Annotated in this window: 27 protein-coding genes; 24 read left to right on the forward strand and 3 right to left on the reverse strand. The window is 66.5% G+C overall.

The features are described 5' to 3' along the window. Window positions 1-6: 6 nt before the first annotated feature. From rplN to truA, 20 genes are all read left to right on the forward strand, one after another. Complete coding sequence (rplN, locus tag OHA73_RS25885) at window positions 7-375, forward strand: 50S ribosomal protein L14 (RefSeq protein WP_003974257.1); 369 nt, start codon at window positions 7-9, stop codon at window positions 373-375. Window positions 376-377: 2 nt separating this feature from the next. Next, window positions 378-701, forward strand: a complete 324-nt coding sequence (gene rplX, locus OHA73_RS25890) for a 50S ribosomal protein L24 (RefSeq protein WP_266713087.1) — start codon at window positions 378-380, stop codon at window positions 699-701. After that, the gene (rplE, locus tag OHA73_RS25895) at window positions 701-1,258 is read left to right on the forward strand and encodes a 50S ribosomal protein L5 (RefSeq protein ID WP_266713089.1); all 558 of its coding nucleotides are present in this window, start codon (window positions 701-703) and stop codon (window positions 1,256-1,258) included. Before rplX ends, rplE begins: the two co-directional genes overlap by 1 nt. Before the next feature lie 5 nt (window positions 1,259-1,263). Further along, window positions 1,264-1,449 (forward strand): type Z 30S ribosomal protein S14, encoded by a 186-nt coding sequence (locus OHA73_RS25900; RefSeq protein WP_003948630.1) that lies wholly within the window; start codon window positions 1,264-1,266, stop codon window positions 1,447-1,449. A 209-nt stretch (window positions 1,450-1,658) separates the two neighbouring features. Further along, on the forward strand, window positions 1,659-2,057 hold the full coding sequence (gene rpsH, locus OHA73_RS25905) for a 30S ribosomal protein S8 (protein ID WP_266713091.1): 399 nt from the start codon (window positions 1,659-1,661) through the stop codon (window positions 2,055-2,057). Window positions 2,058-2,081: 24 nt separating this feature from the next. Continuing rightward, complete coding sequence (gene rplF, locus OHA73_RS25910; RefSeq protein WP_266713093.1) at window positions 2,082-2,621, forward strand: 50S ribosomal protein L6; 540 nt, start codon at window positions 2,082-2,084, stop codon at window positions 2,619-2,621. Window positions 2,622-2,624: 3 nt separating this feature from the next. Further along, on the forward strand, window positions 2,625-3,008 hold the full coding sequence (gene rplR / locus OHA73_RS25915) for a 50S ribosomal protein L18 (protein ID WP_266713095.1): 384 nt from the start codon (window positions 2,625-2,627) through the stop codon (window positions 3,006-3,008). Between the two features lie 67 nt (window positions 3,009-3,075). After that, the gene (gene rpsE, locus OHA73_RS25920; protein WP_266713097.1) at window positions 3,076-3,681 is read left to right on the forward strand and encodes a 30S ribosomal protein S5; all 606 of its coding nucleotides are present in this window, start codon (window positions 3,076-3,078) and stop codon (window positions 3,679-3,681) included. Continuing rightward, on the forward strand, window positions 3,681-3,863 hold the full coding sequence (rpmD, locus tag OHA73_RS25925; RefSeq protein WP_030567278.1) for a 50S ribosomal protein L30: 183 nt from the start codon (window positions 3,681-3,683) through the stop codon (window positions 3,861-3,863). The genes rpsE and rpmD overlap by 1 nt, the downstream gene beginning before the upstream one ends. Before the next feature lie 2 nt (window positions 3,864-3,865). After that, window positions 3,866-4,321 carry a 50S ribosomal protein L15 gene (rplO, locus tag OHA73_RS25930; RefSeq protein ID WP_266713101.1) on the forward strand — a complete coding sequence of 152 codons (456 nt, stop codon included), beginning with the start codon at window positions 3,866-3,868 and terminating at the stop codon, window positions 4,319-4,321. Window positions 4,322-4,563: 242 nt separating this feature from the next. Beyond that, complete coding sequence (gene secY, locus OHA73_RS25935; RefSeq protein ID WP_266713103.1) at window positions 4,564-5,877, forward strand: preprotein translocase subunit SecY; 1,314 nt, start codon at window positions 4,564-4,566, stop codon at window positions 5,875-5,877. Continuing rightward, complete coding sequence (locus tag OHA73_RS25940) at window positions 5,877-6,524, forward strand: adenylate kinase (protein ID WP_266713105.1); 648 nt, start codon at window positions 5,877-5,879, stop codon at window positions 6,522-6,524. Before secY ends, OHA73_RS25940 begins: the two co-directional genes overlap by 1 nt. Window positions 6,525-6,643: 119 nt before the next feature. Next, a complete protein-coding gene (gene map / locus OHA73_RS25945) occupies window positions 6,644-7,480 on the forward strand; it encodes a type I methionyl aminopeptidase (RefSeq protein ID WP_327656252.1) in 837 nt (278 codons plus the stop codon). A gap of 329 nt (window positions 7,481-7,809) precedes the next feature. Beyond that, the gene (gene infA / locus OHA73_RS25950; protein ID WP_003948620.1) at window positions 7,810-8,031 is read left to right on the forward strand and encodes a translation initiation factor IF-1; all 222 of its coding nucleotides are present in this window, start codon (window positions 7,810-7,812) and stop codon (window positions 8,029-8,031) included. 58 nt (window positions 8,032-8,089) lie between these two features. After that, the gene (rpmJ, locus tag OHA73_RS25955; RefSeq protein ID WP_003974245.1) at window positions 8,090-8,203 is read left to right on the forward strand and encodes a 50S ribosomal protein L36; all 114 of its coding nucleotides are present in this window, start codon (window positions 8,090-8,092) and stop codon (window positions 8,201-8,203) included. 209 nt (window positions 8,204-8,412) lie between these two features. Then, window positions 8,413-8,793 carry a 30S ribosomal protein S13 gene (rpsM, locus tag OHA73_RS25960; protein ID WP_266713109.1) on the forward strand — a complete coding sequence of 127 codons (381 nt, stop codon included), beginning with the start codon at window positions 8,413-8,415 and terminating at the stop codon, window positions 8,791-8,793. Window positions 8,794-8,861: 68 nt separating this feature from the next. Beyond that, window positions 8,862-9,266: a 30S ribosomal protein S11 gene (rpsK, locus tag OHA73_RS25965; protein ID WP_003948617.1), complete on the forward strand. Its 405-nt coding sequence runs from the start codon at window positions 8,862-8,864 to the stop codon at window positions 9,264-9,266. Window positions 9,267-9,426: 160 nt separating this feature from the next. Then, window positions 9,427-10,449 carry a DNA-directed RNA polymerase subunit alpha gene (locus OHA73_RS25970; protein ID WP_003966937.1) on the forward strand — a complete coding sequence of 341 codons (1,023 nt, stop codon included), beginning with the start codon at window positions 9,427-9,429 and terminating at the stop codon, window positions 10,447-10,449. 165 nt (window positions 10,450-10,614) lie between these two features. Then, a complete protein-coding gene (gene rplQ / locus OHA73_RS25975; RefSeq protein WP_266713111.1) occupies window positions 10,615-11,100 on the forward strand; it encodes a 50S ribosomal protein L17 in 486 nt (161 codons plus the stop codon). Between the two features lie 79 nt (window positions 11,101-11,179). Then, window positions 11,180-12,034 (forward strand): tRNA pseudouridine(38-40) synthase TruA, encoded by an 855-nt coding sequence (truA, locus tag OHA73_RS25980; RefSeq protein ID WP_327656253.1) that lies wholly within the window; start codon window positions 11,180-11,182, stop codon window positions 12,032-12,034. A gap of 24 nt (window positions 12,035-12,058) precedes the next feature. Here truA and OHA73_RS25985 read toward each other — a convergent pair whose 3' ends face one another. After that, window positions 12,059-12,907, reverse strand: a complete 849-nt coding sequence (locus OHA73_RS25985; RefSeq protein ID WP_323187245.1) for a hypothetical protein — start codon at window positions 12,905-12,907, stop codon at window positions 12,059-12,061. Between the two features lie 350 nt (window positions 12,908-13,257). Here OHA73_RS25985 and rplM point away from each other — a divergent pair, with 350 nt between their 5' ends. From rplM to glmM, 3 genes are all read left to right on the forward strand, one after another. Further along, a complete protein-coding gene (gene rplM, locus OHA73_RS25990; RefSeq protein WP_266713117.1) occupies window positions 13,258-13,701 on the forward strand; it encodes a 50S ribosomal protein L13 in 444 nt (147 codons plus the stop codon). 44 nt (window positions 13,702-13,745) lie between these two features. Next, window positions 13,746-14,261, forward strand: coding sequence for a 30S ribosomal protein S9 (gene rpsI, locus OHA73_RS25995; protein ID WP_266713119.1), 516 nt, complete (start codon window positions 13,746-13,748; stop codon window positions 14,259-14,261). 99 nt (window positions 14,262-14,360) lie between these two features. Then, window positions 14,361-15,719 carry a phosphoglucosamine mutase gene (gene glmM / locus OHA73_RS26000; RefSeq protein ID WP_266713121.1) on the forward strand — a complete coding sequence of 453 codons (1,359 nt, stop codon included), beginning with the start codon at window positions 14,361-14,363 and terminating at the stop codon, window positions 15,717-15,719. A 13-nt stretch (window positions 15,720-15,732) separates the two neighbouring features. On the opposite strand, the gene OHA73_RS26005 is transcribed toward glmM, so the two are convergent. Continuing rightward, window positions 15,733-16,683, reverse strand: a complete 951-nt coding sequence (locus tag OHA73_RS26005; RefSeq protein WP_267069515.1) for a DUF389 domain-containing protein — start codon at window positions 16,681-16,683, stop codon at window positions 15,733-15,735. Window positions 16,684-16,714: 31 nt separating this feature from the next. Then, complete coding sequence (gene coaA, locus OHA73_RS26010) at window positions 16,715-17,728, reverse strand: type I pantothenate kinase (RefSeq protein ID WP_443063130.1); 1,014 nt, start codon at window positions 17,726-17,728, stop codon at window positions 16,715-16,717. A gap of 173 nt (window positions 17,729-17,901) precedes the next feature. Between coaA and OHA73_RS26015 the strand changes: the two genes are divergently transcribed. Continuing rightward, window positions 17,902-18,165, forward strand: a complete 264-nt coding sequence (locus OHA73_RS26015) for a hypothetical protein (RefSeq protein ID WP_327656254.1) — start codon at window positions 17,902-17,904, stop codon at window positions 18,163-18,165. Window positions 18,166-18,177 lie beyond the last annotated feature (12 nt).

Here is an 18,177-nt window from a genome sequence, read left to right on the forward strand (position 1 = left end):
ATAGACGTGATCCAGCAGGAGTCGCGACTGCGCGTCGCCGACAACACGGGTGCGAAGGAAATTCTCACCATCCGTGTTCTCGGTGGCTCGGGTCGCCGCTACGCGGGCATCGGTGACGTCATCGTCGCCACCGTCAAGGACGCGATCCCCGGTGGCAACGTGAAGAAGGGTGACGTCGTCAAGGCGGTCATCGTTCGCACCGTCAAGGAGCGTCGCCGTCCGGATGGCTCGTACATCCGTTTCGACGAGAACGCCGCCGTCATTCTGAAGAACGACGGCGACCCCCGCGGCACCCGTATCTTCGGCCCGGTCGGCCGTGAGCTGCGCGAGAAGAAGTTCATGAAGATCATCTCGCTCGCGCCGGAGGTGCTGTAAGCATGAAGATCAAGAAGGGCGACCTGGTCCAGGTCATCACCGGTAAGGACCGCGGCAAGCAGGGCAAGGTCATTGCGGCCTTCCCCCGCGAGGACCGTGTCCTGGTCGAGGGTGTCAACCGGGTCAAGAAGCACACGAAGGCCGGCCCGACCGCCAGCGGTTCGCAGGCCGGCGGCATCGTCACGACCGAGGCGCCCGTCCACGTCTCCAACGTCCAGCTGGTCGTTGAGAAGGACGGCAACAAGGTTGTCACGCGTGTCGGTTTCCGCTTCGACGAAGACGGCAACAAGATCCGCGTTGCCAAGCGGACGGGTGAGGACATCTGATGACGACCACCACCAGCCCGCGTCTGAAGACGAAGTACCGCGAGGAGATCACGGCGAAGCTGCAGGAGGAGTTCTCGTACGAGAACGTCATGCAGATTCCCGGTCTCGTGAAGGTCGTCGTGAACATGGGTGTCGGCGACGCCGCCCGTGACTCGAAGCTCATGGACGGTGCCGTCCGTGACCTGACGACGATCACCGGCCAGAAGCCGGCCATCACCAAGGCTCGCAAGTCCATCGCGCAGTTCAAGCTGCGCGAGGGTCAGCCGATCGGTGCCCACGTCACGCTCCGTGGCGACCGCATGTGGGAGTTCCTGGACCGCACCCTGTCGCTCGCGCTGCCGCGCATCCGCGACTTCCGTGGTCTGTCCCCCAAGCAGTTCGACGGCCGTGGCAACTACACCTTCGGTCTCACGGAGCAGGTCATGTTCCACGAGATCGACCAGGACAAGATCGACCGCGTCCGGGGTATGGACATCACCGTGGTCACCACGGCGACCAACGACGACGAGGGCCGTGCCCTTCTGCGTCACCTCGGCTTCCCGTTCAAGGAGGCGTAAGCGAGATGGCGAAGAAGGCTCTTATTGCCAAGGCTGCTCGTAAGCCGAAGTTCGGTGTTCGTGGCTACACCCGCTGCCAGCGCTGCGGCCGCCCGCACTCCGTGTACCGCAAGTTCGGCCTCTGCCGCGTGTGCCTTCGTGAGATGGCTCACCGTGGCGAGCTGCCGGGCGTGACCAAGAGCTCCTGGTAGTCCCCTAGTTGGGACTGCCCGGATCTCTCGGTAAGTAGAGGGTCGGCAGAGGCCCCAGCTCTCATGGCTTAGGCTAGGAGAGTTGGGCGTCTGCCGCCCTGACCGACTTACTACGCCGTAGGTCCCCGCGCCGCACCCGTCCCGCCCCTGTGTGGGGAGAGGGATGGCGCATACAGGAAACCCCGGCGAGAGAGGCCGAAGGCCAATTCATGACCATGACTGATCCGATCGCAGACATGCTTACGCGTCTGCGGAACGCGAACTCGGCATACCACGACTCCGTGGCCATGCCGCACAGCAAGATCAAGTCGCACATCGCGGAGATTCTCCAGCAGGAGGGTTTCATCACCGGCTGGAAGGTCGAGGACGCCGAGGTCGGCAAGTCCCTCGTCCTGGAGCTGAAGTTCGGCCCGAACCGTGAGCGTTCGATCGCCGGCATCAAGCGCATCTCCAAGCCGGGTCTGCGTGTTTACGCGAAGTCCACCAACCTGCCGAAGGTTCTCGGTGGCCTGGGCGTGGCGATCATCTCCACGTCCCACGGTCTCCTGACCGGCCAGCAGGCAGGCAAGAAGGGCGTGGGTGGGGAAGTCCTCGCCTACGTCTGGTAGCGGAAGGAATCGGAGGAAACAGCTATGTCGCGTATTGGCAAGCTCCCCATCACGGTTCCCGCCGGCGTGGACGTCACCATCGACGGCCAGACGGTTGCGGTCAAGGGCCCCAAGGGTTCCCTGAGCCACACCGTTGCTGCGCCGATCGAGATCGCCAAGGGTGAGGACGGCGTTCTGGCCGTCACCCGCCCGAACGACGAGCGTCAGAACAAGGCCCTGCACGGCCTGTCCCGCACGCTGGTGGCGAACATGATCACCGGCGTGACCACGGGTTACGTGAAGAAGCTCGAAATCAGCGGTGTCGGTTACCGCGTCCTGGCGAAGGGCTCCAACCTGGAGTTCTCGCTCGGCTACAGCCACCCGATCCTGATCGAGGCGCCCGAGGGCATCTCCTTCAAGGTCGAATCGGCGACCAAGTTCTCGGTCGAGGGCATCGACAAGCAGAAGGTCGGCGAGGTTGCGGCCAACATCCGCAAGCTGCGCAAGCCCGACCCGTACAAGGCCAAGGGCGTCAAGTACGAAGGCGAAGTCATCCGCCGCAAGGTCGGAAAGGCGGGTAAGTAAGCCATGGCATACGGTCAGAAGATCGCTAAGGGCGACGCTTACAAGCGTGCGGCCATCAAGCGCCGCCACATTCGTATCCGTAAGAACATGTCGGGTACGGCCGAGCGTCCGCGCCTGGTCGTGACGCGCTCGAACCGGAACATCGTGGCGCAGGTCATCGACGACGTTAAGGGTCACACCCTCGCGTCGGCGTCGACCCTTGACACGTCGATCCGCGGCGGCGAGGGCGACAAGTCCACGCAGGCCAAGTCGGTCGGCGCCCTGGTCGCCGAGCGCGCCAAGGCTGCCGGTGTCGAGGCTGTCGTGTTCGACCGTGGTGGTAACCAGTACGCCGGGCGCATCGCTGCCCTGGCGGACGCCGCCCGCGAAGCCGGACTCAAGTTCTGAGTCTTGCCCGTTCGCGCAGCGCCTTTTGATGCTGCGTAGCTAGCGGAAACAGAGAGAGGTAATTCCAATGGCTGGACCCCAGCGCCGCGGTGGCGGTGCCGGTGGCGGCGAGCGGCGGGACCGGAAGGGTCGCGACGGTGGCAACGCCGCCGAGAAGACCGCGTACGTTGAGCGCGTTGTCGCGATCAACCGCGTCGCCAAGGTTGTGAAGGGTGGTCGTCGCTTCAGCTTCACTGCGCTCGTCGTAGTGGGCGACGGTGACGGCACCGTGGGTGTCGGTTACGGCAAGGCCAAGGAGGTGCCGGCCGCCATCGCCAAGGGTGTTGAGGAGGCCAAGAAGCACTTCTTCAAGGTCCCCCGTATCCAGGGCACCATCCCGCACCCGATCACGGGTGAGAAGGCTGCGGGCGTCGTCCTGCTCAAGCCGGCTTCCCCCGGTACCGGTGTTATCGCCGGTGGCCCGGTGCGTGCCGTGCTCGAGTGCGCGGGCGTGCACGACATCCTGTCGAAGTCGCTCGGTTCGTCGAACGCGATCAACATCGTGCACGCCACGGTGGAGGCCCTGCGTGGTCTGCAGCGTCCCGAGGAGATCGCGGCCCGCCGTGGTCTGCCCCTCGAGGACGTCGCTCCCGCGGCCCTGCTGCGTGCGCGTGCCGGGGCCGGTGCTGCGTAATGGCACAGCTCAAGATCACGCAGACGAAGTCGTACATCGGCAGCAAGCAGAACCACCGTGACACCCTGCGTTCCCTTGGTCTCAAGGGGATCAACACGCAGGTCGTCAAGGAGGATCGTCCCGAGTTCCGCGGCATGGTGCAGACCGTCCGCCACCTCGTGACGGTCGAGGAGGTCGACTGATCATGGGTGAGCAGAACCCGCTCAAGATCCACAACCTCCGTCCGGCCCCCGGCGCCAAGACCGCCAAGACCCGTGTCGGTCGTGGTGAGGCGTCGAAGGGTAAGACGGCCGGTCGTGGTACCAAGGGAACCAAGGCCCGTTACCAGGTTCCGGAGCGCTTCGAGGGTGGCCAGATGCCCCTCCACATGCGTCTCCCGAAGCTCAAGGGCTTCAAGAACCCCTTCAAGGTCGAGTTCCAGGTCGTGAACCTGGACAAGCTCGCCTCGCTGTACCCCGAGGGTGGCGAAGTCACCGTCGAGGGTCTGGTGGAGAAGGGTGCTGTCCGTAAGAACAGCCTCGTCAAGGTCCTTGGCCAGGGCGAGATCACCGTGGCGCTGCAGGTGACGGTCGACTCCGTCTCCGGCTCCGCCAAGGAGAAGATCACCGCCGCAGGCGGTACGGTCACCGAGCTCGTCTGAACAAATCAGGCGTCTTGATGACGTGAACGTCCCTACCGGGGATGCCCCACATTTGGGGCATCCCCGGTTGGTCGTTCCAAGGGGGGCAGTTACGCCGGTAAGGTGGCGTCCGTTGTTAAGTTCCGGGCTTAGTGTGCCCCCGGCACCTATCCCGGTCCTTGGCCGTTAGACCGTTTACGTATTTGTCGAATCCTCAAGACCGTCACCTCTGACGCACGCGCGCGGGGGTCGCAGGAGGCACCGTGCTCACCGCGTTCGCCCGGGCGTTCAAGACGCCCGACCTGCGCAAGAAACTGCTCTTCACGCTGGGCATCGTCGTGATCTACCGGCTCGGCGCACACGTGCCGATTCCAGGCGTGGATTACCAGAACGTCCAGACGTGTATGGACGTCGCCAACTCCAGCTCCGGCCTGTTCGGTCTGGTCAACATGTTCAGCGGTGGCGCGCTGTTGCAGATCACGGTCTTCGCGCTCGGCATCATGCCGTACATCACCGCGAGCATCATTCTGCAGCTGCTCACCGTGGTGATCCCGCGTCTGGAAGCCCTCAAGAAGGAGGGCCAGGCCGGCACGGCGAAGATCACTCAGTACACGCGCTACCTGACCGTGGCGCTCGCCATCCTTCAGGGCACGGGTCTCGTCGCCACCGCCCGCACCGGCGCGCTCTTCCAGGGCTGCCCCGTCGCCAGCGAGATCGTCCCCGACCAGTCCATCTTCATCACCATCACGATGGTCATCACGATGACCGCCGGTACCTGCGTGATGATGTGGCTCGGCGAGATGATCACGGACAAGGGCATCGGCAACGGAATGTCGATCCTGATGTTCATCTCGATCGCCGCCACCTTCCCGTCCGCCCTGTGGGCCATCAAGAAGCAGGGTTCGCTGGCCGACGGCTGGATCGAGTTCGGCACGGTCATCCTCGTCGGCCTGGTCATGGTCGCCCTGGTGGTCTTCGTCGAGCAGGCTCAGCGACGTATCCCGGTGCAGTACGCGAAGCGCATGATCGGCCGCCGTTCCTACGGCGGTACGTCCACGTACATCCCGCTCAAGGTGAATCAGGCGGGTGTGATCCCTGTCATCTTCGCCTCCTCGCTGCTCTACATTCCGGCGCTGGTCGCCCAGTTCGCCGGTGGAGATTCGCAGTGGAAGGTGTGGATCGATGACCACCTGACCAAGGGAAATCACCCGATTTACATCGTCACGTACTTCCTCCTGATCGTTTTCTTCGCGTTCTTCTACGTGGCGATCTCGTTCAACCCCGAGGAAGTCGCCGACAACATGAAGAAGTATGGTGGCTTCATCCCGGGCATCCGGGCTGGCCGACCGACCGCTGAGTACCTTTCGTACGTGCTCAACCGGATCACCTGGCCGGGTTCGCTGTACTTGGGCCTGATCGCTCTCGTGCCGACGATGGCGTTGGTTGGTTTCGGGGCAAACCAGAACTTCCCGTTCGGTGGCACGAGCATCCTGATCATCGTGGGTGTCGGCCTGGAGACGGTGAAGCAGATCGAGAGCCAGCTCCAGCAGCGCAATTACGAAGGGTTCCTCCGCTGATGCGTATCGTCCTCGTCGGGCCGCCCGGTGCTGGCAAGGGAACGCAGGCCGCGTTCCTGGCCAAGAACCTGTCGATTCCGCACATCTCCACGGGCGACCTCTTCCGTGCCAACATCAGCCAGGGCACGGAGCTGGGCAAGAAGGCCAAGTCCTACATGGACGCCGGCCAGCTGGTCCCGGACGAGGTCACCATCGGGATGGCGAAGGACCGCATGGAGCAGGCGGACGCCGTGAACGGCTTCCTGCTCGATGGTTTCCCGCGCAACGTCTCGCAGGCCGAGGCGCTCGACGTCGCCCTCAAGGCCGACGACGTCACGCTGGACGCGGTTCTCGACCTGGAGGTCCCCGAGGACGAGGTGGTCAAGCGCATCGCCGGCCGCCGCATCTGCCGTAACGACTCGGCACACGTCTTCCACGTCACGTACAAGCAGCCCGAGGCCGAGGGTGTCTGTGACACCTGCGGCGGTGAGCTGTACCAGCGTGACGACGACAAGGAAGAGACCGTGCGCAAGCGGCTCGAGGTCTACCACACGCAGACCGAGCCGATCATCGACTACTACCGGGAGCAGGGGCTCGTCGTGACGATCTCCGCTCTGGGCAAGGTCGAGGAAGTCACGGCGCGGGCCATGGAGGCCCTGAAGCGCTGAGCGCTTCCGTAGAACGTGCCTGAGGCCGCGGTTCCCCGTCGGGGGGATCGCGGCCTTAGTGTTGGTGGGGACTGGACGTACGTAACCCTCGTACCGGATGACGGAGAGCGCAGGCCCCCATGGTGCAGATCAAGACCCCCGACCAGATTCGCAAGATGCGGGAGGCGGGGCTTGTCGTCGCGGCGATCCACGCGGCGACCAAGGAGGCGGCCGTCCCGGGCGCGACCACCAAGGATCTGGACGAGGTCGCCCGCAAGGTGCTCGCCGAGCACGGGGCGAAGCCGAACTTCCTCGGGTACGGGGGGTTCCCCGCGACCATCTGCACCTCGAAGAACGAGGTCGTGGTGCACGGCATCCCGAGCGACGAGGTCGTCCTGGAGGACGGCGACATCATCTCGATCGACGCGGGCGCCATCGTGGACGGCTGGCACGGCGACGCGGCGTACACGGCCTTCGTGGGGTCCGGTCACGCTCCGGAGCTGATCGAGCTGTCCCGGGTCACCGAGGAGTCGATGTGGGCCGGGCTCGCGGCGATGAAGGCCGGTAACCGACTCGTCGACATCTCCCGTGCCATCGAGACGTACATCCGTCGGCAGCCGAAGCCGGGTGGCGGGAAGTACGGGATCGTCGAGGACTACGGCGGGCACGGGATCGGGACCGAGATGCACATGGACCCGCACCTGTTGAACTACGTCGAGCGGCGGCGGGGGAAGGGGCCGAAGCTGGTGCCCGGGTTCTGCCTCGCCATTGAGCCGATGGTTTCGCTCGGGACGCCGAAGACGGAGACGTTGTCGGACGACTGGACCGTCATTACGACGGACGGCACGTGGTCGTCGCACTGGGAGCACTCGGTCGCGCTTACGGAGGACGGGCCGTTGGTGCTTACGTCGCCTGACGGGGGCAAGGCGAAGCTCGCCGAGCTGGGTGTTACTGCGGCGCCTGACCCGCTGGGCTGATACCGCGGGGCGGCGACGGGGCTGGGCTGGACGTGCGCTCGCCCCGCGCCGGGGTGCCGCCTTGCCCACCCTGCCGCCCTTGGCGGCAGATTGCCCAAGGCGGCCGGGGTCGGCGGCGGATTGCGCGAGGCGGCCGGGGGCGGCGGCTGATTGCCCGAGGCGGTCAAGGTGGGCGTGGTGGGGGCTTAATGATCTCCTTGGTAGGGCAGAATCACGAGATTCGTCTTTCCGGGGGTACTGACGTAGACTGACTCGTCGGCTCTCGTGTATGCGCATGTCTCCATGCGGACACGGAAGTCGATCAAGGTAGTCGATTCGAAGGGCGAAGCGTGGCCAAGAAGCAAGGTGCCATCGAGATCGAGGGCACTGTCGTCGAGTCTCTGCCGAACGCCATGTTCAAGGTCGAGCTCCAGAACGGCCACCAGGTCCTGGCACACATCAGCGGCAAGATGCGCATGCACTACATCCGTATCCTCCCTGACGACCGGGTCGTGGTGGAGCTGTCTCCGTACGACCTCACGCGTGGCCGGATCGTCTACCGGTACAAGTAGATCTTGCCCTAGTCCCGCCTCGGCGGGCCGCCGGCAACTGACCCGGAGAACCTCACCCATGAAGGTCAAGCCGAGCGTCAAGAAGATCTGCGACAAGTGCAGGGTGATCCGCCGTCACGGTCGGGTCATGGTGATCTGCGACAACCCGCGCCACAAGCAGCGCCAGGGCTGACGCAGACCCGTTCAACTGCAGTTCGTTCGCAGAGTTCGCGCGACGCAGCACATTGAGTACATATGCAGAGCCCGCCGACGACGGTTCCGTCGTGGCGACACCTTCGGTCGGAGGCCGGGGACCCAGTTCGTACCGACTCTTGGAACAAAGAGGACGGCGGCTGGGAGTGGTTCTGCTGCAGACCTCCGAAGAATCAACAGGAGCCATGAATGGCACGCGTTGAAGGTGTTGACCTCCCGCGCGAGAAGCGCATTGAGGTCGCCCTCACCTACGTGTTCGGCATCGGCCGCACGCGCGCCCAGCAGACGCTGGACGCGATCGGTGTCGACCGCAACGTTCGCGTTCGCGACATCAGCGAGGAAGACCTCGTCAAGATCCGCGAGTACGTGGACCAGAACTTCCAGACCGAGGGTGACCTCCGTCGCGAGATTCAGGCCGACATCCGTCGCAAGGTCGAGATCGGCTGCTACCAGGGTCTGCGCCACCGTCGCGGCCTGCCGGTCCACGGCCAGCGCACCAGCACGAACGCTCGTACCCGCAAGGGCCCGCGTCGCGCCATCGCCGGCAAGAAGAAGCCGGGCAAGAAGTAGTCCTCAGCGGACAACGCTTCATCAGCGGTCTTCGCTGTAGGACCGACCACCTCCCGTAGGAGAACGACATGCCCCCCAAGGGACGTCAGGGCGCTGCCAAGAAGGTGCGCCGCAAGGAAAAGAAGAACGTCGCTCACGGCCACGCGCACATCAAGAGCACGTTCAACAACACGATCGTGTCCATCACGGACCCGACCGGCAACGTGATCTCGTGGGCCTCCGCCGGCCACGTCGGCTTCAAGGGCTCTCGCAAGTCCACGCCGTTCGCCGCGCAGATGGCCGCCGAGTCGGCTGCCCGCCGCGCGCAGGAGCACGGCATGCGCAAGGTCGACGTCTTCGTCAAGGGCCCGGGTTCCGGTCGTGAGACCGCCATCCGCTCCCTGCAGGCGACCGGCCTCGAGGTCGGCTCGATCCAGGACGTCACGCCGACGCCGCACAACGGCTGCCGTCCCCCCAAGCGTCGCCGCGTCTGATTCCGGTCAGTAGCGCAGGCCGTTTGGTCTGAGTTTTTCGGGCGGTACGGCCTTTGTACTGGGCCGTACCGCCCGTACTCTTGACAGGTACGACATCAGGCTCCGCCTGGTGGTCTCAGGGCATCAAATAGTGGGTGCCCCTGACTGAAGGATTCACTTCATGCTGATTGCTCAGCGTCCCTCGTTGACCGAAGAGGTCGTCGACGAATTCCGCTCCCGGTTCGTGATCGAGCCGCTGGAGCCGGGCTTCGGCTACACCCTCGGCAACTCTCTCCGCCGCACGCTCCTCTCGTCGATCCCCGGCGCTGCTGTCACCAGCATCCGTATCGACGGTGTCCTGCACGAGTTCACCACCGTGCCGGGCGTCAAGGAGGACGTCACCGACCTCATCCTGAACATCAAGCAGCTGGTCGTCTCCTCGGAGCACGACGAGCCGGTCGTGATGTACCTGCGCAAGCAGGGCCCGGGTCTGGTCACCGCCGCCGACATCGCGCCCCCGGCCGGTGTCGAGGTGCACAACCCCGACCTCGTCCTCGCCACGCTCAACGGCAAGGGCAAGCTGGAGATGGAGCTGACCGTCGAGCGCGGTCGCGGCTACGTCTCCGCCGTGCAGAACAAGCAGGTCGGTCAGGAGATCGGGCGCATCCCGGTCGACTCGATCTACTCGCCGGTTCTCAAGGTCACGTACAAGGTCGAGGCCACGCGTGTCGAGCAGCGGACCGACTTCGACAAGCTGATCGTCGACGTCGAGACGAAGCAGGCCATGCGTCCGCGTGACGCCATGGCGTCGGCCGGTAAGACCCTGGTCGAGCTGTTCGGTCTCGCCCGCGAGCTGAACATCGACGCCGAGGGCATCGACATGGGCCCGTCCCCCACGGACGCTGCTCTTGCCGCTGATCTCGCCCTGCCGATCGAGGAGCTCGAGCTCACCGTTCGGTCGTACAACTGCCTCAAGCGCGAGGGCATCCACTCCGTGGGTGAGCTCGTCGCCCGCTCCGAGGCCGACCTGCTCGACATTCGCAACTTCGGTGCGAAGTCGATCGACGAGGTCAAGGCGAAGCTGGCCGGCATGGGCCTGGCCCTCAAGGACAGCCCGCCCGGATTCGACCCGACCGCTGCCGCCGACGCCTTTGGCGCCGACGACGACGCGGACGCGGGTTTCGTGGAGACCGAGCAGTACTGAGCCGCTCCGCTTGGAGGTCGGTTCAATCGCTGCGGAGCCGTGGTTGCGGTTGCGCAGTTCCCCGCGCCCCTTTACAGGGGCTCGGGGTCTCCGACGGGCAACCCCGCCCGCTCGGACACTGACTCCGGTACCTGATACGGCCGGGGCAGACACCTAGGAGAAATCATGCCGAAGCCCGCCAAGGGTGCCCGTCTGGGCGGCAGCGCCGCGCACGAGAAGCTGCTCCTCGCGAACCTCGCGAAGAGCCTCTTCGAGCACGGCAAGATCACGACGACCGACGCCAAGGCGCGTCGTCTGCGTCCGTACGCGGAGCGTCTGGTCACCAAGGCGAAGAAGGGCGACCTTCACAACCGCCGTCAGGTGCTCCAGGTCATCTCGGACAAGGGCGTCGTCCACACGCTCTTCACCGAGATCGCCCCGCGCTACGAGAACCGTCCGGGTGGTTACACCCGTATCACCAAGATCGGTAACCGCCGTGGCGACAACGCGCCCATGGCTGTCATCGAGCTGGTCGAGGCCCTGACGGTCCAGCAGCAGGCCACCGGTGAGGCCGAGGCCGCCACCAAGCGTGCCGCGAAGGACGCCGAGGCCACCGAGGCGCAGACCGAGGCTCCGGCCGAGGCCGCCGCCGAGGAGTCCAAGGACGCCTGAGGCTGACGCCTTGTGTGTGAGCGGGTCCGCCCTTCCGGGGGCGGGCCCGCTTTCCGTTTCTCCTTAAGGATTGTTTGTTGTGAGTGATGAGGTGGCCGACGGCTTCGTGCGGCTGCGGCTCGATGTGAGCTACGACGGCAAGGACTTCTCCGGGTGGGCCAAGCAGGCCTCCGGGCGGCGGACCGTGCAGGGGGAGATCGAGGACGCGCTCCGTACGGTGACGCGGTCCGCGGAGTCGTACGACCTGACGGTCGCCGGGCGGACCGACGCGGGGGTGCACGCGCGGGGTCAGGTCGCGCACGTGGACCTGCCGGCGCAGGTGTGGGACGAGCACCGGGAGAAGCTGCTGAAGCGGCTCGCGGGGCGGCTGCCGAAGGATGTGCGGGTGTGGTCGGTGGCGGAGGCGCCGAGCGGCTTCAACGCGCGTTTCTCGGCGATCTGGCGGCGGTACGCGTACCGGGTGACGGATCATCCGGGCGGCGTCGATCCGCTGCTGCGGGGCCATGTGCTGTGGCACGACTGGCCGTTGGACGTCGACGCGATGAACGAGGCCGCCGAGCGGCTGCTCGGCGAGCACGACTTCGCCGCCTACTGCAAGCGGCGTGAGGGCGCGACCACCATTCGTACGCTGCAGGGGCTCAGTCTCGTGCGCGGGGACGACGGGATCGTCACCGCGACCGTGCGGGCCGACGCCTTCTGCCACAACATGGTGCGGTCCCTGATCGGGGCGCTGCTGTTCGTGGGCGACGGGCACCGGCCGGCCGACTGGCCCGGCAAGGTGCTCGCCGCGGGCGTGCGGGACTCCGCCGTGCACGTGGTGCGGCCGCACGGGCTGACGCTGGAGGAAGTCGGTTACCCCGCCGACGAGTTGCTCGCCGCGCGCAACAAGGAGGCGCGCAACAAGCGGACGCTCCCGGGCGCCGGATGTTGCTGAGGACGGCGCCCGGGGCGGTGGCGGTCAGCCCGACGTCGCCGCCGCGGAGGCCTGGATCTCGCCGCGCCGCTTGATCTGCTGGAAGGTGAATTCCTGGAGGTCGTCGCCGAGGGAGAACACCACGGTGTCCTTCTTGGTGGCGTCCTGGCCGTTGGTGAGGCCGCCGTTGGTGAAGTACGTGTAGCGGCCCACCGAGTTGGCGGTCTGGCGGCACACCGTGGTGCGGCAGAACGAGGGCACCCCGGAGCCCGGCAGCGAGGTCACCGCGCCGTCGAAGTCGTACTGCTCCTTGGCCTTCGTCGCCTCCGCCTTCGTCTTGAAGACGGCGACACCGATGGTGACCGCGGAGTTGCCCTTGTAGTACGTGGCGCGGATCAGCTGGTTGCAGTTGTTGCTCTTCAGGACCCCGGACAGGCCCTTCTGCGCGACGGACGAGCAGTCGGTGGTGCGGGCCGTGGCGCCCTTCGTGTAGACGCGGTCACCGAAGGTGAGCTTCTTGCCGGGGAAGAGCGTGTCCGCGCTGATCGGGGCCCTGTCCTTCGCGGCGCTGTTGATGAAGTCGTTCGGGTCGAGCGGGGGCGGCGGCGTCGTCGCGTCGAAGGACGGCCCTCCCGATTTGCCCTCGCTGGGGATGTCCGCCGTGCTCGGCAGCTGGTCGGCCGGTTTGTTGGCGTTCTCGTTGCTCTTGTTGGTCGAGACGATGCCCCACGCGACCGCTGAACCGACGGCGAGCGTGGCCACGATCGCACCGCCGATCACCATCCAGCGCTTCTTGCGTGCGCGTGCCTCTGATGCCTCCGCGAGGGACGCCCAGTCCGGGGTCGACCCGCCGTCATTGGGCCCCCACGGGGATCCCCCTTGCCCGAAACTCATGGGGCGCATCTTAGAGGTACGGCCCGGTGTGGCACGGGCCTCGTCCCGTGGTGGAGGTGTGAGGGCTTCCGGCGCGTTAGCGTCGAGGGGACACGACAGAGCGGAATCCCCGGCCTCCGGGGCTCCCGATGCCCGCGTTTTGACCCATCCGGGGCAGCGCAGGTAGTCTCGGTCGTTGTTATACGTATCGGCCTGGTCGTTATCAGGCGAGAGGCCCTTACGTAGGTTCCCTGGAGCAGTTACCAGTGGTCGGCATACGGGCGCTGAACCCGGCACTGTCGTCCCCAGCTGCACGATCGCTTCAGTGATGCCATGTTCAGCACCCATCTACTGAAGAAGAAGGCTGCGAAGTGCGTACGTACAGCCCCAAGCCCGGCGATGTGACTCGCCAGTGGCACGTCATTGACGCGCAGGACATCGTCCTGGGCCGTCTGGCCACCACTGCCGCGACCCTCCTCCGTGGCAAGCACAAGCCGACCTACGCCCCCCACATGGACATGGGCGACTTCGTCGTCATCGTCAATGCGGACAAGGTGCACCTGTCCGGCAACAAGAAGACCCAGAAGATGGCGTACCGCCACTCCGGTTACCCGGGTGGTCTGCGTTCCGTGCGCTACGACGAGCTTCTCGCGAAGAACCCCGAGAAGGCCGTCGAGAAGGCCATCAAGGGCATGATCCCGAAGAACACGCTCGGCCGTCAGATGCTCTCGAAGCTGAAGATCTACTCGGGCGACCAGCACCCCCACGCTGCCCAGCAGCCGGTGCCGTTCGAGATCACTCAGGTCGCGCAGTAGTTCCGGCCACACCCCCTAAGACAGAAAAGAATCTGAGGAGAATCGTGGCCGAGACCACTGCCGAGACGCCGGTCGAAGAGATCGCCGACGTCGAGAGCTACACCACCGAGTCCGACGCGCCCGTCGAGGGCGAGTACACCTCGGAGTCCAACCCCGCCCGCTTCGGTGACCCGCAGCCGGCCGCCGGCCTGGGCCGCCGCAAGAACGCCATCGCGCGCGTTCGCATCGTGCCCGGCACCGGCAAGTGGAAGGTCAACGGGCGCACGCTCGAGGACTACTTCCCGAACAAGGTCCACCAGCAGGAAGTCAACGAGCCCTTCAAGGTGCTCGAGCTCGACGGCCGCTACGACGTCATCGCCCGCATCTCGGGTGGCGGCGTCTCCGGTCAGGCCGGTGCCCTGCGCCTCGGCGTGGCCCGCGCGCTGAACGAGGCCGACGCGGACAACAACCGCGGCGCCCTCAAGAAGGCCGGCTACCTCCGCCGCGACGACCGTGCGGTCGAGCGCAAGAAGGCCGGTCTCAAGAAGGCCCGCAAGGCCCCGCAGTACAGCAAGCGCTAAATTCCGCTGCCTGCTTGTTTTTCCGTTCGCCCCGGCGGCACGTATCGTGCCGCCGGGGCGTTCGGCTTATGACGATGTGAAGGTTCGGAGGACATCAAGGTGGGACGACTCTTCGGCACGGACGGCGTGCGCGGTGTCGCCAATGCGGATCTGACGGCGGAGCTCGCGCTCGGTCTGTCGGTCGCGGCGGCACATGTTCTGGGCGAGGTCGGCAGCTTCGAAGGCCATCGTCCGGTGGCCGTGGTCGGCCGTGATCCGCGCGCCTCGGGCGAGTTCCTGGAGGCCGCGGTCGTCGCGGGCCTGGCCAGCGCCGGAGTCGACGTGCTGCGCGTGGGCGTGCTGCCCACGCCCGCGGTCGCATACCTCACGGGCGCGCTCGGCGCCGACCTCGGCGTGATGCTCTCCGCGAGCCACAACGCCATGCCGGACAACGGCATCAAGTTCCTCGCCCGCGGCGGCCACAAGCTGGACGACGCCCTTGAGGACCGCATCGAGACGATCTACGAGGAGCACCGCACCGGCGCCCCGTGGGGCCGTCCGACGGGCTCCGGCGTCGGCCGCGTGAAGTCGTACGGCGAGGGGCTCGACCAGTACATCGCGCACCTCGCGGGCGTGCTGCCGAACCGCCTCGAAGGGCTCAAGATCGTCCTCGACGAGGCGCACGGCGCGGCCTCGCGGGTCTCCCCGGAGGCCTTCATCCGCGTCGGTGCCGAGGTCGTCACGATCGGCGCCGAGCCCGACGGGCTCAACATCAACGACGGGTGCGGTTCGACCCACCTGGACCTGCTGAAGGCCGCCGTCGTCGAGCACGGGGCCGACTTCGGTATCGCGCACGACGGGGACGCCGACCGCTGCCTGGCCGTGGACCACACCGGGTCCGAGGTCGACGGCGACCAGATCATGGCGGTGCTCGCGCTCGACATGAAGGAGCGCGGCGTACTGCGCGACGACACGCTGGTCGCGACCGTCATGTCGAACCTGGGCCTGAAGCTGGCGATGGAGCGCGAGGGCATCGACCTCGTGCAGACCGCCGTCGGCGACCGGTACGTCCTGGAGAACATGAAGGAGAACGGGTTCGCGCTCGGCGGCGAGCAGTCCGGGCACGTCATCGTTCTCGACCACGCGACGACCGGTGACGGCACGCTGACGGGCCTGCTGCTCGCGGCGCGCGTCGCGCAGACCGGACGGACGCTGAAGGACCTGGCGAGCGTCATGGAGCGGCTGCCGCAGGTGCTCATCAACGTGCCGGACGTGGACAAGTCCCGCGTCACCACGTCCGCGGAGCTGCAGACGGCCGTCGCGGACGCGGAGCGTGAACTCGGCGCGACCGGGCGGGTGTTGCTGCGCTCTTCGGGTACGGAGCCGCTGGTGCGGGTGATGGTCGAGGCCGCGGACATCGCGCAGGCCCGGTCCGTCGCGGAGCGCCTGGCCGACGTCGTGAAGTCGGCGCTCGGCTAGGGCCCCTGGCTCTTCAGCTCTTCGCGAGCTTCTTGGCGGTACGTTCGCGCTGCTTGGCCCAGAAGTACTTCTGGGCGAGGAGCGTGAGCGTACCGGCCAGGACGATCCCCAGCAGGTTCAGCAGAAGTTGCTGGGTCGAGCCCCACATCTGGCCCATGTCGTCGTAGCTCAGCGCCACCGCGGCGTTCGCCGCCGCCGGGACCGTGGTCACCGAGATGGCGACGCCCACGAGGGCGCCGGACTTCGCCGAGGTGAGCGACAGGGTGCCGGCCGCGCCCGCGAGCACGGCCACGACGAACGAGAACGCGTCGGGGTCCCAGATGAACCTGGTGTTGGGGCGGTCGCCCTCCAGCTTGCCCTCGCTGAACAGGTGCATCGCGTCCATGAAGTAGCTGAAGCCCACCGTCACCGCCATCGCCACCGCGAAGCCGACGAGCAGGGCGACCAGGGAACGCCACGCGAGGCGCGGCGACTTCCGCACCAGGGCCGTGCAGAATCCGGCGAGCGGACCGAACTCCGGGCCGACCGCCATGGCGCCCACGATCAGGATCGCGTTGTCGAGCACGACACCGCACGCCGCGATCATCGTCGCGATGACCAGGAACGCCACGTACGTGACCGTGAGCGTGGACTCCTCGTGCGTGGCGTCGGACAGCTGCTCCCACAGGACCGCGTCCGCGCCCTCGCCCGGAGCGTCCTTCTCGGCCCTGTCGGCGCGCAGGGACAGCGACAGGTCGATGTTCTCGACGGAGATCGAGCCCGACCTGTCGATGCCCAACTTCCGCAGCCCGCCGATGAGTTCGTCACCGGCCTCGCGCGCGACGTCGCACATGACGACATCGCCCGACGGATTGCGGGCGGCGTCCGGGAGGACCACGACGTGCGTGGTCCCGGTCGTCTTCTCGATCAGACGCACCACGTCGTCCGTGGTGTCGGACGGCGTGATGAGGCGCAGATGCAGCATGGGGTCTTTTTAGCAGTTGCCGTTCCGCGCGCTACAGCTTGCGCAGACGCAGCCGTTGGACCTTGTGGTCGGGGCCCTTGCGGATGACGAGTCCGGCGCGGCCGCGGGTGGGGGCCACGTTCTCCAGAAGGTTGACCTTGTTGACGGTGCGCCAGGTGTTGCGCGCGTAGTCCAGGGCCTCCTCCTCGGAGACCTGGGTGTACTTCCTGAAGTACGAGGACGGGTCCTGGAAGGCCGTCGCGCGCAGCTTGCGGAAGCGGTTGAGGTACCAGGCCTCGATGTCCTCGGCGCGCGCGTCGACGTACACGCTGAAGTCGAAGTAGTCGGCGAGACCGACGCGGGTGCGGCCGTCCTTGCCGGGCAGGGCGGGCTGCAGCACGTTGATGCCCTCGACGATGAGGATGTCGGGGCGGCGCACGACGAGCTTTTCGCCGGGCACGATGTCGTAGATCAGGTGCGAGTAGACCGGGGCGGTCACCTCGTCCTTGCCGGCCTTGATGTCGGCGACGAAGCGGGTCAGGGCGCGCCGGTCGTACGACTCGGGGAAGCCCTTGCGCGACATCAGGCCGCGGGCCTCCAGCTCCTTGGTGGGGAGCAGGAAGCCGTCGGTGGTGACGCGCTCGACGCGCGGGTGCTCGGGCCAGCGGGAGAGCAGGGCCTGGAGGAGGCGGGCGACGGTCGACTTGCCGACCGCGACGGATCCTGCGACTCCTATGACGAAGGGCGTGCCGGACTGGGCGGCCTTCTTGTTCGTCTCGCCGAGGAACGTGTTGAGCGCCCCGCGCAGGCCGTCGGTCGCGCCCACGTACAGATTCAGCAGACGGGAGAGCGGCAGATAGATGTCGCGGACCTCGTCCAGGTCGATCACGTCACCAAGGCCGCGCAGCCGTTCCAGCTCTTCCGCTGTCAGCGGCAGTGGCGTCTTGTCGCGCAGTGCGCTCCATTCGGTGCGGGTGAGGTCGACGTAGGGAGTCACCTCCGGCTTCTGCCGGTGGGCGCTCCGGGAGGTCGCTTGTCGCTTGGACTCGGAGACCGGAGAGATCACAGTCCATTGTTACGGCAGTGTGGCGCGCGGCGGCAGGTGGGGTGTGTCACGCCGGGGGATCGGGGAACCCCGTTCGTCACAGGTTCGCCACAGGTATGGACCGTACGTGGGGGTGGCGATACATTCCGTGCACCCGTGGGACGCAAGGCTGCCCGCGGGTCGGGAGGGGAACCATGATGGCAGCGCTTCGTGTGCCGAATTTCGTCCGCCGCAGGACGGTGGATGCCTCCGCGATGGATGCCTCCGCGACGGACGACTGGGCGAGTCACGTCTGCAGCGAACTCGCGCTGGAACTGCCCGACGAGGACATCGCCGAGGACCTGGACGACTGCCTCGACTTCTACCGCTTCGGCAGCAAGCCGCGCTGCGAGGAGATCGAGTATCTGGCGCTCGTGCGGGACGCGCAGGACCGGATCGACAGGGGATGGACGGCCTGAGGCCGGATCCAC

The organism is Streptomyces sp. NBC_00483 (assembly GCF_036013745.1).
Lineage (GTDB): Bacteria > Actinomycetota > Actinomycetes > Streptomycetales > Streptomycetaceae > Streptomyces.